Below are 13367 nucleotides of genomic sequence, written 5' to 3'. Positions count from 1 at the left end.
CCATTCAAGGATGAATTCCCCAATGGTTACAGCAGGGAATTGCCGACATGCGATCTATCAAAGCTCTGAGGACTTTGCCGCACACCTTTATTTTGTCCGCCTCTATTGTGCTGCTCGCCAGCCCACCCGCTTGGTCGGCGTGTGTGTTGACGCCCGGCGCAGGGAACGATGCCTACACTTGCGACAGTGGCAGTAGCGGCCCGTTGACCGACCTCTCCGGTAACAACAGCCTGACCCTCCCCGCCAATGGCAGCGGCCAGATCAACGGCAGCGTGACCTTTGGTGCGGGCAGTGACCGGGTCGAAATCAACTCTGGCGTCATCACTGGCGCCGTCAACCAAGGCGCGGGCATCGATGACTTCGTCATGACGGGCGGCTCACTGGGATTTCTTGCTCAGGGTGACGGTCGCGACACGTTCCTGATGACCGGCGGCACCATCGTTGCAGCCTTCGAGGACGGCGATGTCGCGCGCATGACCGGCGGCACCATCGGCCGCGTCGACATGAAGCTCGACAACAATATTTTCGACCTGTCCGGCGGGCAGATCATCGGCAATCTGGTCACCGGATTCGGCACCGACACCATCATCGTTTCGGGCGGACGGATTGGCGGCAACGTCAGTGTCAGCGGTGGCAACGACAGCATTACCGTGACCGGTGGGGAAATCGTCGGCGAGATCCGCGCCAGCGCCGGTGATGACCGCTTGCTGTGGGACGGAGGCGGCATCATCCGTTCGGCGATCCTGATGGACGTCGGCAATGACAGCGCCACCCTGCGTAACCTCGATGACAGCATTCTCGCGCTCACGCCCAACGTTGATGGCGGCGTCGGCAACGATGTGCTGACCTTCGACAACACCCGCACCGCCCTGCCCGCGCGCTTCAGCAATTGGGAAACCGTCAATCTGAGCAACGGCTCGCAACTGGATCTGGGCTCAAGCAACCTTATGCTGGGTGATGCCGGAACGGGCAGCGGCGTGCTGAATGTCGATGCCAGCAGCGTCGTGCTGTCCACGCAAGGCTCTGTGTCTCCCGCCGTGGCCGGGCAAGCGGTGACGTTCAACAACGCAGGCGTCATTGACCTGACTCAGGGCAACAGCCGCACAGACGACACGCTCACCGTACAAGGCAACTACGTCGGCAACAGTGGCCAGTTGTTATTGCAAAGTGTGGTCGCAGGCGACGACTCGCCCAGCGACAAACTGGTGGTCAATAACGGCAGCCTGAGTGGCGGGACAGTGATCAGCGTCACCAATCTTGGCGGGTTGGGCGCGCTGACTCAAGCCAACGGCATTCAACTGGTGCAGGCGCAAGGCAGCACGGTCAGCGCCGATAACGCCTTTACCCTGAACGGCCCGGTTTCCGCCGGGGCCTACGACTACTACCTGTTCAAGGGCGGCGTGACTGCCGGTACGGAAAACAGTTGGTACTTGCGCTCGGCCGTCGTCGCACCGCAAGTGGTGAGCGTGCCCAACCCCGATCCGACCTTGCCGCCGATTCTGGTGCCTGTGGTTGCCGCGCCGATCGCGGCCGTGGCTCCGGCTGGCAGTCCGCCATTGCCGGTATTGCCTGCCGCCGTGGCGGGTGCCGCGCCGATTCCTCTGTACCGTCCGGAAGTTCCGACCTGGTCGGTGCTGCCACCTGCCGCCGCGCAACTGACCCTCAATGCGCTGGGTACTTTCCATGATCGTCAGGGCGACCAGCGCTTGCTCAACGAAACCGGCGCGTTCGGTGCAGGTTGGGGCCGGGTCTATGGGAAAAATCTAGAGCAAACCTGGGCCGGCACGGTCACCCCGCGCCTGGATGGGTCGCTCAACGGCTTTCAGGTCGGCACCGACCTGTACAGCTCGCAGACCTCTGGCGGCCAGACTCAACGCATCGGTTTCTTCGTCGGCCATAGCCGTTTGCAAGGAGACGTCGATGGTTTCAATGAAGGTTTCGAGGGCAACAGCGCCGGCAAAATCAAACTTGAAGGCGACAGCTACGGCCTGTACTGGACGTTGACCGATCCCTATGGCTGGTACATCGATACCGTGGTCATGGGCACGCGCTTCGATGGCGACAACCATTCTGATCGAGGCGTAAAACTGGACAATCGCGGGCATGCGCTGACCGTGTCGGCAGAGGCTGGCTACCCGTTGCCAATCAACGATACCTGGGTGGTCGAACCGCAAGCACAGGTCATTCACCAGAAAATATCCCTCGACAGTCAGGACGACGGCATTTCGCGTGTGTCGTTCGACTCCGACGGTGCGTGGACCGGCCGGCTCGGCGCGCGGATCAAGGGTCGATATGAAGTCAGCGGCTTACCGGTAGAACCCTACCTGCGGGCTAATCTGTGGCACACGTTTTCCGGCACCGACTCGGTAACCTTTGGCGACAGCGATGTGATCAGCACTGAACAGAAGTCCTCAACGGCGGATCTCGGACTCGGTGTGGTAGTCACCCTCGACCGCGCCGTCAGCGTTTACGCCAGCACCGATTACAGCCGCAATATTGACAGTAATGACCTGCGCGGCGTGACGGGGAACCTGGGAATCCGGATTAGCTGGTAGACCTTCCGTCGGTAATAAAACACCTCTGGCGCGGGGCTTTCATGGCGTTTTTCCATACAAACAAACACTTAGTTATGTACAGAAAAACAAACGCTTGCGAAGCCTGATTTACCACTACCGCTCATCGTTCAATTTCTTGACGCACGGGCACAGCTCTTCTTATCTCTACCTTACTACCCCGAGATTTACTTCCGGGGCGACCCTCAGGACACTCGCGAAATCGAGCGGGCACGGTTCGCCCCGCTCCATTCGGTCGCCCCTCGTTCGGGGTAGGAGAGACGCCATATCGAGATGCCACATGCGCTTGCAAGGTAGACCTCCATGAAAACTTCATTCCACACACACGAGATCAAAATAAGCTTCTGCACAGTGTCGAGTTCTCTCTTGCTGTGCTCATCCATGGAGGCGCAGGCCGGCCCTGCGGCGGATGAAACGACCCCGTGGTATCGAGAGAACGTACCGGTCATGTCCCTGCCCGCGACAGTGATCACGCCCGGTCCGCAACGCATCAACCCGCGCCCGGACCTGCGAGGGGCCACCCTCATCACAGAAGATCTCGCCCCGGGCGCCTGGGAGCAGCTTTACGGGCGCAGTGCCCGACAGGCGCAAACCGACGTGCTGTCCTCAAGCTTCGCAACGCCTGGCAGCGGTCATTTCAAAGGTCCCGCCGTCCTTACCCTGCGAAGCGGCAATGGGCCTACCCAGACCATAGGACTCATCGGCGGTCAGAACCAGATTCAAGCCAATGGCAGCGGGCTGATCACCAGCCGCGCCCTCAGCGACCCGACCACCGATACGCTTAACCTCCAGGGCCAAAGCCTGGGTGCGTATTACAGCCTGACGGGCGCGCAGGGCTGGCACGTCGACTTGTCAGCCAGTGGTGGCCGGGTCAGCGGTTTTAGCCGCAACGAACAAGGAGCACGGCAAGCCACCGAAGGCAGCGCCATGACTTTCTCGGTCGAAGGCGGATACCCGATCGGTTTGAGCGAAAACTGGGTGGTGGAACCGCAGGCGCAATTGATCAATCAGCGCATCACCCTCGACACACCTTACGCGGGCTCTGGCAATGCCTCTTCCACGGATGTGACCTCCTGGAGCGGGCGCGTCGGTGCGCGTTTGAAAGGCAGTTATGACTTGAATGGCTTGCCGGTCGAACCCTACGTGCGCACCAACCTCTGGCACACGGTGTATACCGGCAACACGGTGACACTGGATCAGGTCGACAAGATCAGCAGCAGCCGCAAATCCTCGACCGTCGAGTTGGGCTTGGGTCTGGTGGCGCGGGTGACGCCGGCCGTGAGTCTGTATGTCAGCGCCGATTACAGCAGTGATGTCGATGACAATGATTTGAATGGCTTGATTGGCAGTATGGGCGTGCGGATGAGGTGGTAGGAAAAGATCAAAAGATCAAAAGATCAAAAGATCAAAAGATCGCAGCCTGCGGCAGCTCAGGGAAATGCATTCCAATGTAGGAGCTGCCGCAGGCTGCGATCTTTTTCAAGTCACCCCCCAGGTCTGAGGATCAACACCGCCAACGGCGGCAGATTCAACTCCAGCGACAGCGCCTGACCATGGCTCGGCACCTCTTCGGTAAACGCCCCGCCACCGTTGCCATAGTTGGAGCCGGCGTAAGTGTCGGCATCGCTGTTGAGCAATTCAGTCCAGCGCCCGGCAAACGGCACGCCGACCCGATACGACTGACGCGGCACCGGCGTGAAGTTGGCCACCACCAGCACCGGTTCGCCGTCCTTGCTCCAGCGCAGCCAGGCATAAACGCTATTGATCGCATCGTCACCGATCAACCACTGGAAACCCTGCGGTGCGTCGTCCTGATCGTGCAGCGCGGGCAATTCGCGGTACAGACGATTGAGGTCGCCCACCAGTTTCTGCACACCTTTGTGCTCGGAGTACTGCAGCAGATACCAATCGAGTTGCTGATCGTGATTCCACTCGCGCCACTGACCGAACTCGCAGCCCATGAACAGCAGCTTCTTGCCCGGATGGGTCCACATGAAACTCAGATAGGCCCTCAGGTTGGCGAACTTCTGCCAGCGATCACCGGGCATCTTGTCGATCAGCGAATGTTTGCCATGCACCACTTCATCGTGGGAAATCGGCAGGATGAAACGCTCGGACCAGGCGTAGACCAGGCCAAAACTCAATTCGTTGTGGTGATGAGCGCGGTACACCGGATCCTGCTGAATGTAGTGCAGCGAATCGTGCATCCAGCCCATGTTCCATTTGTAGGCAAAGCCCAGTCCGCCCTGCTGCGTGCTCTGACTGACGCCCGGCCACGCCGTGGATTCCTCGGCGATGACCAGCGCGCCCGGCGCTTCCAGCTCGACCACATCATTCAAATGACGCAAAAAGTCGATGGCCTCCAGATTCTCCCGCCCGCCATGGCGGTTGGGCACCCATTCGCCAGCCTTGCGCGAATAGTCGCGATAGAGCATCGAGGCCACCGCGTCGACCCGCAGGCCGTCGATGTGGAAATGCTTCAACCAGTGCAACGCCGACGCCAGCATGTAGCCATGCACTTCGGTGCGGCCAAGGTTGTAGATCAGCGTGTCCCAATCCTGGTGAAAGCCTTCCAGCGGATTGCCGTATTCGTACAACGCCGTGCCGTCGAATTGCGCCAGTCCATGGGTATCGGTCGGGAAATGCGCCGGCACCCAGTCGAGAATCACGCCGATGTCGGCGCGGTGGCAGGCGTTGACGAAATCCCCGAACTGTTCCGGCGTGCCATAACGCGCGCTCGGGGCGAATTGCGAGAGCAATTGATAGCCCCATGAGCCACCGAACGGGTGCTCCATGATCGGCATCAATTCGATGTGGGTGAAGCCCAGTTCCTTCACATACGGAATCAAGCGCTCGGCCAGTTCCGGCCAGGTGTACTGACGCGCGACTTCGCCGAGATCATCCAGCTCGCACTGCCATGAACCGGCATGCAGCTCGTAGATCGACAGCGGCGCGGAATGCTTCTGCCGTTCGCGGCGGCCGTTCATCCAGTCCTGATCCTGCCAGTCGACTTGCAGCGGCGCGGCGACTTTCGACGCCGTGTCCGGCGGCAGGCTGGTGGCCAGCGCCATCGGGTCGGCCTTGAGCGGCAGAATTCCTTGGGCACTCAGGATTTCGTATTTGTAAAACTCCCCCGCTTGCAGGCGCGGGATGAACAATTCCCAGACCCCGGATGGGTGGCGCAGACGCATCGGATGCCGGCGCCCGTCCCAGACGTTGAAATCACCTACTACCGACACTCGCCGCGCATTCGGCGCCCACACGGCGAAGCGCACGCCATCAACGCCATCGACAGTTGTCAGTTGTGCGCCGAGGCAGGCGCTGAGGTCGCGGTGATTGCCTTCGGCGAACAGATACAAATCCATTTCACCGAGCAACTGGCCAAAGCTGTAGGGATCTTCCGCCACCTGCTCGCCGCCGGCCCAACGGGTGCGCAGCAGATACGGCCGCGCCTGATCGAAGTGAGCGACAAACAATCCCGGCGTTTCACTTTGCTCCAACGGGCCGCGCTCTTCGCCGGACGCCTTGTCCAGCACCACAACGCTTAGCGCACCCGGTAAATAGGCGCGGATAAACTGCCCGCCGGCGCCATCGCCGTGCGGGCCAAGAATGGAAAACGGGTCTTGATGTTCCGCACGTACCAGCGCGTCAATATCGCTGGCTGACGGTAGCAATGCTTCTTTGACCTGACCCTGTTCCTTGTTCGAGAAACTCATGACTACTCTCCACCAAGATCGGAAAAGGGTTTAAGCCCCGTCAATAACCCATACAAACCGTGCAACGGCACGGGCAGCCACGTCGGGCGATTTTCGGCTTCATAGGCCACTTCATAGGCCGCCTTCTCCAGACCGAACAACGCCAGTGCGGCGTCGGCACCCTCAGGATCTTGCCAGGCATGATCAAGACTAGCTGCCGCACGGCGATATGCCTGAACAAATGACTCTCGGGCCTCACGCAAATAACGCTCGGCCACACGGTGACGGGACGCTTCGGACTCAGGACTGTGATCAACGTTGTGTACGTTGATGGTCATTGCCGCCGCGTAATCGAAGGATCGCAGCACGCCGCTGACATCCTTGTACGGGCTGTGTTTGCCACGACGTTCGCTCAATGGCCGCGCCGGTTCACCCTCGAAATCGATCAGATAGGCATCGCCCTTGATCACCAACAGCTGCCCCAGATGCAGGTCGCCATGCACGCGAATACGCAACCCGCCGACGGCTTTTTTCGCCAGATCCTGCACATGGGCCAGGATGGTTTTTTTCTCGTCGACCAGTCGCTTGACCAGTTTCTGATCCGCCGCACTAAGCTCGCCCTGATGCTGCTTGAGCAGCTTCAACGCATGCTCGACCTGCCCGGCGACATCCTTGCCAGTGGCCTGCATATCTTTGGCCGTACTGGTTTGCGGGGCAAAGTCGGGGTTATCGGTCGGCGCCGCTAACACCTGGTGCATTTCCCCCAAACGCTGGCCGAGCATCCCGGCAAAGTCCTTCAATTCGCCCAGCGCGTTGTAGTGCTGGTCCTGCTCGGACATGGCATCGGCCAGTTCGTCGCGCAACGCCCGTTCGAGGTTGTTCTGCGTCCATTCCCACGCGTCGCCCTGATTGCTCAGATAGCCTTGGGCGATCATCAGCAGGTTGTCCTCGCCCTTGCCGTCGCGGCGAATCACCGAACCGAGCAGCGGTGAGATATTGGCAAATCCGGCTGCGGTCAGGTAAGCGCTCATCTCCAGTTCCGGGTGTACGCCAGAAGCGACTTTGCGGATCAGCTTAAGTACCAGGCTGTTGCCGATCACCACCGAACTGTTCGATTGCTCGGCCGACAGATAACGCACTTCGGACTCGCCACCCAGGTTGAGTTTGTCCAGATGCGGCGTCGGTTCGAAACGGATTTCGCCTTCGGACGATTCCAGCACGGTGTTATTTTGCATGCCCTGCAGGACAGCGCGGATAAACGCCTCAAGGCTGAATGCATCAGTGATCAAACCGACCTGACGCACACGGCGAACGCGGGCCAGGGCCAGTTGCTGCGGCAGCGCAGCACCGACCTGATCTTCGGAAATGAAGCCGAATGGCAGTTGATAACGGCTGGTCTGGCCACCGCTGGTGACTTCAATTTCACTGAGCAGCACCGGATGCTCCGCATCGCCGAAACGCACGCCATAGGCCAGATTGACTTTGTCGATAGCCGCGTCCTTGCCGGCAAACCAGCGACGGTTTTGCAGCCAGCTCGGCAGAATGCCCTGCTCCAGCGTCGCGCGGGATGGCGCTTCGAGCAGTTCTTCCATGCGTTTTTTCAGCACCAGCGTGGTGAAGTCCGGGAGGCTCTGCGCCGGTTCCACATGCCAACTCGGCATCTGGTTTTCGGTCGCCAGTGCGAACCAATAGAAGCCGTACGGCGCGAGAGTCAGAAGGAAATTCAGTTGGCCAATGGGCGGGAAGGCGTTACCGCCGAGCATTTCCACCGGTACCATGCCGACATACGCCGACAGGTCCAGCTCCGCTGCTTGCGCGCTGCGCGACACGTTGGCCACGCAGAGAATGATTTCGTGCTTGCCATCGGCATCGGTGAATTCGCGGGTGTAGGCCAGAATCCGTCGGTTGCTCGGCGAGAGCATTTTCAGCGTGCCACGGCCGAACGCCTTGGACTGCTTGCGCACCGCGAGCATGCGCCGCGTCCAGTTGAGCAACGAATGCGGGTCGCCAGCCTGGGTTTCAACGTTGACCGACAGATAGCCGTACTGCGGATCCATGATCGGCGGCAGCACCAGACTCGCCGGATCGGCGCGGGAGAAACCACCGTTGCGGTCGATCGACCATTGCATCGGTGTACGCACGCCATCGCGGTCGCCGAGGTAGATGTTGTCGCCCATGCCGATTTCATCGCCGTAATACAGGGTCGGCGTACCCGGCATCGACAGCAGCAGGCTGTTGAGCAGCTCGACGCGGCGGCGATCGCGCTCCATCAATGGCGCCAGACGCCGACGAATGCCGAGGTTGATGCGCGCGCGGCGGTCAGCGGCGTAGTAATTCCACAGGTAGTCGCGCTCCTTGTCGGTCACCATCTCCAGGGTCAGTTCGTCGTGGTTACGCAGGAAAATCGCCCATTGGCAGTTGGCGGGGATTTCCGGGGTCTGCCGCAGAATATCGGTGATCGGGAAGCGATCTTCCTGGGCCAGCGCCATGTACATGCGCGGCATCAGCGGGAAGTGAAACGCCATGTGGCATTCGTCGCCATTCAGGCCTGCGGCATCGGTGTCGCCGAAGTACAACTGGGTGTCTTCCGGCCATTGGTTGGCCTCGGCCAGCAGCATGCGATCGGGGTAATTGGCGTCGATTTCGGCGCGGATCTGCTTGAGGACGTCGTGGGTTTCCGGGAGGTTTTCGTTGTTGGTGCCGTCGCGTTCGATCAGGTACGGAATCGCGTCAAGGCGCAGGCCGTCGATGCCCATGTCCAGCCAGTAACGCATCACCGACAGCACGGCTTTCATCACTTGCGGGTTATCGAAGTTCAGGTCTGGCTGGTGCGAATAGAAACGGTGCCAGAAGTACTGGCCGGCGACCGGGTCCCAGGTCCAGTTGGACTTTTCGGTGTCGAGGAAAATGATCCGCGTGCCATCGTATTTCTGATCGTCATCCGACCACACATAAAAGTCCCGCGCCGCTGAGCCGGGCTTGGCTTTGCGCGCACGCTGGAACCACGGGTGCTGATCGGAGGTGTGGTTGATGACCAGCTCAGTGATGACCCTCAACCCACGTTTGTGCGCCTCGGCGATAAAGCGCTTGGCGTCGGCCATGGTCCCGTAATCGCTGTGGACGCCACGGTATTCGGCGATGTCGTAGCCGTCATCACGGCGTGGCGACGGGTAGAACGGCAAAAGCCAAATGGTGTTGACGCCGAGTTCGGCGATGTAATCGAGTTTGGCGATCAGGCCGGGAAAGTCGCCGATCCCGTCGTTGTTGGAGTCGAAAAACGATTTGACGTGAACCTGATAAATCACCGCATCCTTGTACCAGAGCGGGTCTTTGATAAAGGTGGCTGCCTTGGGTTTCTTCGCCATGTGAAACTCCTGTTCAATTCGCTGAGACCACACGAATACCCTGTGATGAGAGGGCTCTTGTGGTGAGGGGATTTATCCCCGATCGGCTGCGCAGCAGTCGTAAAATCGCGCAACTCGGTTTAAATGGTAAACAGCGGGGCCGCTTCGCAGCCCAGCGGGGCGGTGCGACGTTTCGATAAATCCCCTCGCCACAGTGAATTCATTTCTAACCACAGATTTGATTGTCAGCTTCAGGCGGCGGTGATCCGCCAGATCCCGAACGGTTGATGACCCGGATCAATACGCATGAACTGATACTTGCCGTGCCAGTCCCAGCGATGCCCGCTCATCAAATCCTCACCGTGGGTAGTCGCGTCATCGGGCAGGCCCATTTCCCACAACGGCAGTTCGAAATTCGCTTCCTGCACGTTATGCGGATCAAGGTTCACGGCCACCAGAATGAAGTTGCTGCCATCCGCGCTGCGCTTGCCGAAATACAGAATGTTGTCGTTCCAGGCGTTGTAGATCGTCAGGCCCAGATGCGTGTGCAACGCAGGGTTCTGTCGACGGATGCGGTTGAGTTGAGCGATCTCGGCAATGATGTTGCCGGGCGCGGTGAAATCGCGGACGCGAATCTCGTATTTCTCCGAATCGAGGTATTCCTCCTTGCCCGGCACCGGCGCCGCTTCGCACAGTTCATAACCGGAATACATGCCCCACAGGCCAGAGCCCATGGTTGCCAGCGCCGCGCGAATGAGAAAACCCGCGCGCCCGGATTCATGCAGGAACGCCGGGTTGATGTCCGGCGTATTGACGAAGAAATTCGGTCGGTAGCATTCACGCCATGGCGATTCGTTGAGTTCGGTGAAATACGCGGCCAGTTCCGATTTGGTATTACGCCAGGTGAAATAGGTGTAGCTCTGCGTGTAACCGACCTTGCCGAGACGCGCCATCATCGCCGGCGTGGTGAATGCTTCGGCGAGGAAGATCACTTCCGGATGCAGCGCCCGCACATCGGCAATCAGCCATTGCCAGAACGGCAGCGGCTTGGTGTGCGGATTATCGACGCGAAAAATCTTCACGCCCTCTTCGACCCAGCCGACAACAATGTCACGCAGCTCGACCCACAGGCTCGGTATCGCGTCTGGCGCATAGAAATCGACATTGACGATGTCCTGATATTTCTTCGGCGGGTTCTCGGCGTATTTGATCGTGCCGTCGGGGCGCCAGTTGAACCAGCCGGGATGCTGCTTGAGCCACGGGTGATCCTGAGAACACTGGATGGCGAAATCGAGGGCGATTTCCAAACCATGGTCGGCGGCGGCAGCCACCAAACGGCGGAAGTCTTCGCGGGTGCCGAGTTGCGAGTGAATCGCCTCGTGGCCGCCCTCCTCGCTACCGATGGCATAAGGACTGCCCGGATCATCGGGACCTGCGGTGAGGGAATTATTGCGACCCTTGCGGTGGGCGCGGCCGATCGGGTGGATCGGCGTGAAGTACAACACGTCGAAACCCATGTCCTGAATCATTGGCAACCGCGAGTGCACGTCGTTAAAGGTGCCGTGACGGTTGGGATCGTCGGTGATCGAGCGCGGAAACAGTTCGTACCAGCTGGCGAATTCAGCCAGCTCACGTTCGACGTCCATGGGGAACTCGGGGCTCACGCTCAGATAAGCGCGGTGATCGGCCTGGGCCATCAATTGCGCACTGCGCGAGTGCAGAAACAGCGCCACTTGCTCGGTTTCGAGCAGACCGGACAGTTCGTGATGCAGGGCGGCGAGTTGTTCGCTGAGCTGACCTTCGCTGCGCTCGGCGGCCTGTTGCACCATGGTTCGGCCTTCTTGCAGTTCCAGCGAGACGGGCACGGCGGCGGTGTGTTTCTTTTCCAGTTCGTACTGGAAACTTGCGAAATGATCGATCCACGCTTCGATGCAGTACAGAAAACGACCCTGATGCTCAGGGCGGAACTGACCTTTCCAGCCGTTATTGCCCTGATCGGCCATGACCTCGCTTTGCCAGGTGTCTTCACCCTCCTCACGCCAGCGAATGCGCACCGCCAGTTTGTCGTGGCCGTCGGCAAATACCTTGCTGGTGACGACCACGTCGCGTCCGGCAATCGACTTCACGGCGAACTGGCCGCCATCGAGGGTCGGCATGGTGTTTTCGATGACAATGCGTGGTAACAGCAATGCCTGCGACAGCGGCATGTGGGGGTTGTAGCTCAGCTCTGAGGGTTTTTCAGCAGTCATTGAGCATCTCTCCTTAACGCCCAAAGGACGCTCTTGTAGCGGATCAGTTTTCGCAACGAAGCGCCTGCCCCGCAATGAACTCACTTAGGTTCCGAGCAGCCGGCGCCGGGAAAAGTTCAGCGAAATTTGCCTGGGTGAAAAAGCGGATCGAATTCGCCGAGAGGTGGTCAACTCACTTAAGCACTTCTCACGCCATGTGCCACACGGAGGTCTATCTGATGAACATCCCGATCCCGGCTGAAACCCCTGATCCGAACATCGACAACCCGACGATTCCCGAGACCGAACCTCAACCGATTCCCGAGCAGGAACCGCCGGGCACCACCCCACCACCCAAGGAAGATCCGCCGACGACCATGCCGCCAGTCATCGTCTAACCACGCAATACTCCTGTAGGAGCTGCCGAAGGCTGCGATCTTTTGATCTTGTTTTTAACAATCAAAGTCAAAGGATCGCAGCCTTCGGCAGCTCCTACAGGGGACTTTGGCCAGCTAGAGGTGATCGTTTTTCTGTTCGTCCTTTTCGAACAAACTCACCACCCGAGGCATCAAGTTGAAAATCCCCAACGCCAGTATCGTACTGAGCAACGCCGTCGCCTCCCTGCCCAACCCGGCAGCCACCCCGATGGCGGCCGTCATCCACAACCCGGCGGCAGTGGTCAGGCCTTTGACGTGGCCCTGATCGCCTTCCTGGTTTTTCAGAATGGTGCCGGCGCACAGGAAACCAACCCCGGCAATCACCCCCTGCAACACCCGACTCATCGCGTCCGACTCGGCTCCCGAAGTCTGCGGCACCAGCACAAACAGCGCCGCCCCCAGTGCCACCAGCATATGGGTGCGCACTCCGGCAGCCTTGCCCTTTTGTTCTCGTTCAAACCCGAGGATCCCGCCCAGCACCGCCGCCATCAACAGGCGCACGGTAATCCGCGTCAGTTGCGAGGCATCGCCGATGTCGGCAAATTCCGCTTGCAGGGTTACCCACACTTCATGCCACCACGCGTTCATCCTGCAGTCCTTCCAAGAGGCTTATAGAAGATGGACAGCGGCGACCATTAATCAGTTGCGCAGAACGATCGGCGAAGCGTGCGCCCTAAGGTCTCAGACACCCCAGGAAAAAGGACAGCCACCATGACCGTTCGAATTGATGAATCCAATCCCGAGAGCAAAGTGTGTTTTTTCACCGTTGAAAATGGTGAAGAAATTCGTATCTGCGATACCTTGGAAGTCAAAACAGATAGCGAAAAATCAATGTCGTTTGTTGAGATAGAAGGCAAGCGCATTTACATCACCGAAGCAGAAGCCGACGCCTTGACCGTCGCCGGAGCCAAAGACGGGCGTAAGCACCTGAAGGCGGAAGAGAGTGATTCGGTGATTTGACTGACCCTGGTCAACACCCCACGCAAACGTCTGGGATAGGCGTTTGCGCCCTTGTCTGTGGGCTGCTTCAAGTTGTCGCAGGGTCTGAGCCCGATACCATCTGATCCGCTTTTTATTCAAATAGCTGAGT

Annotated in this window: 8 protein-coding genes; 4 read left to right on the top strand and 4 right to left on the bottom strand. The window is 59.4% G+C overall.

Features of this window, described 5'->3' with window-relative positions; genetic code table 11:
• Window positions 1–47 precede the first annotated feature (47 nt).
• Together IAI51_RS09950 and IAI51_RS09945 are read left to right on the top strand one after the other, a co-directional pair.
• Entirely contained in the window at window positions 48–2555 is a 2508-nt protein-coding gene (locus IAI51_RS09950) for an autotransporter outer membrane beta-barrel domain-containing protein (protein WP_187678312.1), read from the top strand.
• 321 nt (window positions 2556–2876) lie between these two features.
• Window positions 2877–3947, top strand: a complete 1071-nt coding sequence (locus IAI51_RS09945) for an autotransporter outer membrane beta-barrel domain-containing protein (protein ID WP_187678311.1) — start codon at window positions 2877–2879, stop codon at window positions 3945–3947.
• Window positions 3948–4057: 110 nt separating this feature from the next.
• Here IAI51_RS09945 and glgB read toward each other — a convergent pair whose 3' ends face one another.
• The 3 genes from glgB to IAI51_RS09930 form a co-directional block, all read right to left on the bottom strand.
• Complete coding sequence (gene glgB / locus IAI51_RS09940; RefSeq protein ID WP_187678310.1) at window positions 4058–6289, bottom strand: 1,4-alpha-glucan branching protein GlgB; 2232 nt, start codon at window positions 6287–6289, stop codon at window positions 4058–4060.
• 2 nt (window positions 6290–6291) lie between these two features.
• Window positions 6292–9633 (bottom strand): maltose alpha-D-glucosyltransferase, encoded by a 3342-nt coding sequence (treS, locus tag IAI51_RS09935; protein WP_187678309.1) that lies wholly within the window; start codon window positions 9631–9633, stop codon window positions 6292–6294.
• 230 nt (window positions 9634–9863) lie between these two features.
• Window positions 9864–11861 carry an alpha-1,4-glucan--maltose-1-phosphate maltosyltransferase gene (locus tag IAI51_RS09930; protein WP_187678308.1) on the bottom strand — a complete coding sequence of 666 codons (1998 nt, stop codon included), beginning with the start codon at window positions 11859–11861 and terminating at the stop codon, window positions 9864–9866.
• Between the two features lie 218 nt (window positions 11862–12079).
• On the opposite strand from IAI51_RS09930, the gene IAI51_RS09925 reads away from it, so the two are divergent.
• Window positions 12080–12238, top strand: a complete 159-nt coding sequence (locus tag IAI51_RS09925; RefSeq protein ID WP_187678307.1) for a hypothetical protein — start codon at window positions 12080–12082, stop codon at window positions 12236–12238.
• Between the two features lie 114 nt (window positions 12239–12352).
• Here IAI51_RS09925 and IAI51_RS09920 read toward each other — a convergent pair whose 3' ends face one another.
• Window positions 12353–12865 carry an MgtC/SapB family protein gene (locus tag IAI51_RS09920; RefSeq protein ID WP_187678306.1) on the bottom strand — a complete coding sequence of 171 codons (513 nt, stop codon included), beginning with the start codon at window positions 12863–12865 and terminating at the stop codon, window positions 12353–12355.
• Window positions 12866–12988: 123 nt separating this feature from the next.
• Here IAI51_RS09920 and IAI51_RS09915 point away from each other — a divergent pair, with 123 nt between their 5' ends.
• On the top strand, window positions 12989–13237 hold the full coding sequence (locus IAI51_RS09915; protein ID WP_187678305.1) for a DUF3203 family protein: 249 nt from the start codon (window positions 12989–12991) through the stop codon (window positions 13235–13237).
• The last annotated feature ends 130 nt before the right edge of the window (window positions 13238–13367 follow it).

Source organism: Pseudomonas sp. N40(2020) (assembly GCF_014472415.1).
Lineage (GTDB): Bacteria > Pseudomonadota > Gammaproteobacteria > Pseudomonadales > Pseudomonadaceae > Aquipseudomonas.
The sequence above is the reverse complement of the archived record's forward strand: the minus strand, read 5'-3'. Positions and strand labels throughout refer to the sequence as shown.

Coding starts and splice junctions, on each gene's coding strand:
- IAI51_RS09930 (WP_187678308.1), bottom strand. CDS start 11,861: ATGACTGCTGAAAAACCCTCAGAGCTGAGCTACAACCCCCACATGCCG.
- IAI51_RS09945 (WP_187678311.1), top strand. CDS start 2,877: ATGAAAACTTCATTCCACACACACGAGATCAAAATAAGCTTCTGCACA.
- IAI51_RS09925 (WP_187678307.1), top strand. CDS start 12,080: ATGAACATCCCGATCCCGGCTGAAACCCCTGATCCGAACATCGACAAC.
- treS (WP_187678309.1), bottom strand. CDS start 9,633: ATGGCGAAGAAACCCAAGGCAGCCACCTTTATCAAAGACCCGCTCTGG.
- IAI51_RS09915 (WP_187678305.1), top strand. CDS start 12,989: ATGACCGTTCGAATTGATGAATCCAATCCCGAGAGCAAAGTGTGTTTT.
- IAI51_RS09950 (WP_187678312.1), top strand. CDS start 48: ATGCGATCTATCAAAGCTCTGAGGACTTTGCCGCACACCTTTATTTTG.
- glgB (WP_187678310.1), bottom strand. CDS start 6,289: ATGAGTTTCTCGAACAAGGAACAGGGTCAGGTCAAAGAAGCATTGCTA.
- IAI51_RS09920 (WP_187678306.1), bottom strand. CDS start 12,865: ATGAACGCGTGGTGGCATGAAGTGTGGGTAACCCTGCAAGCGGAATTT.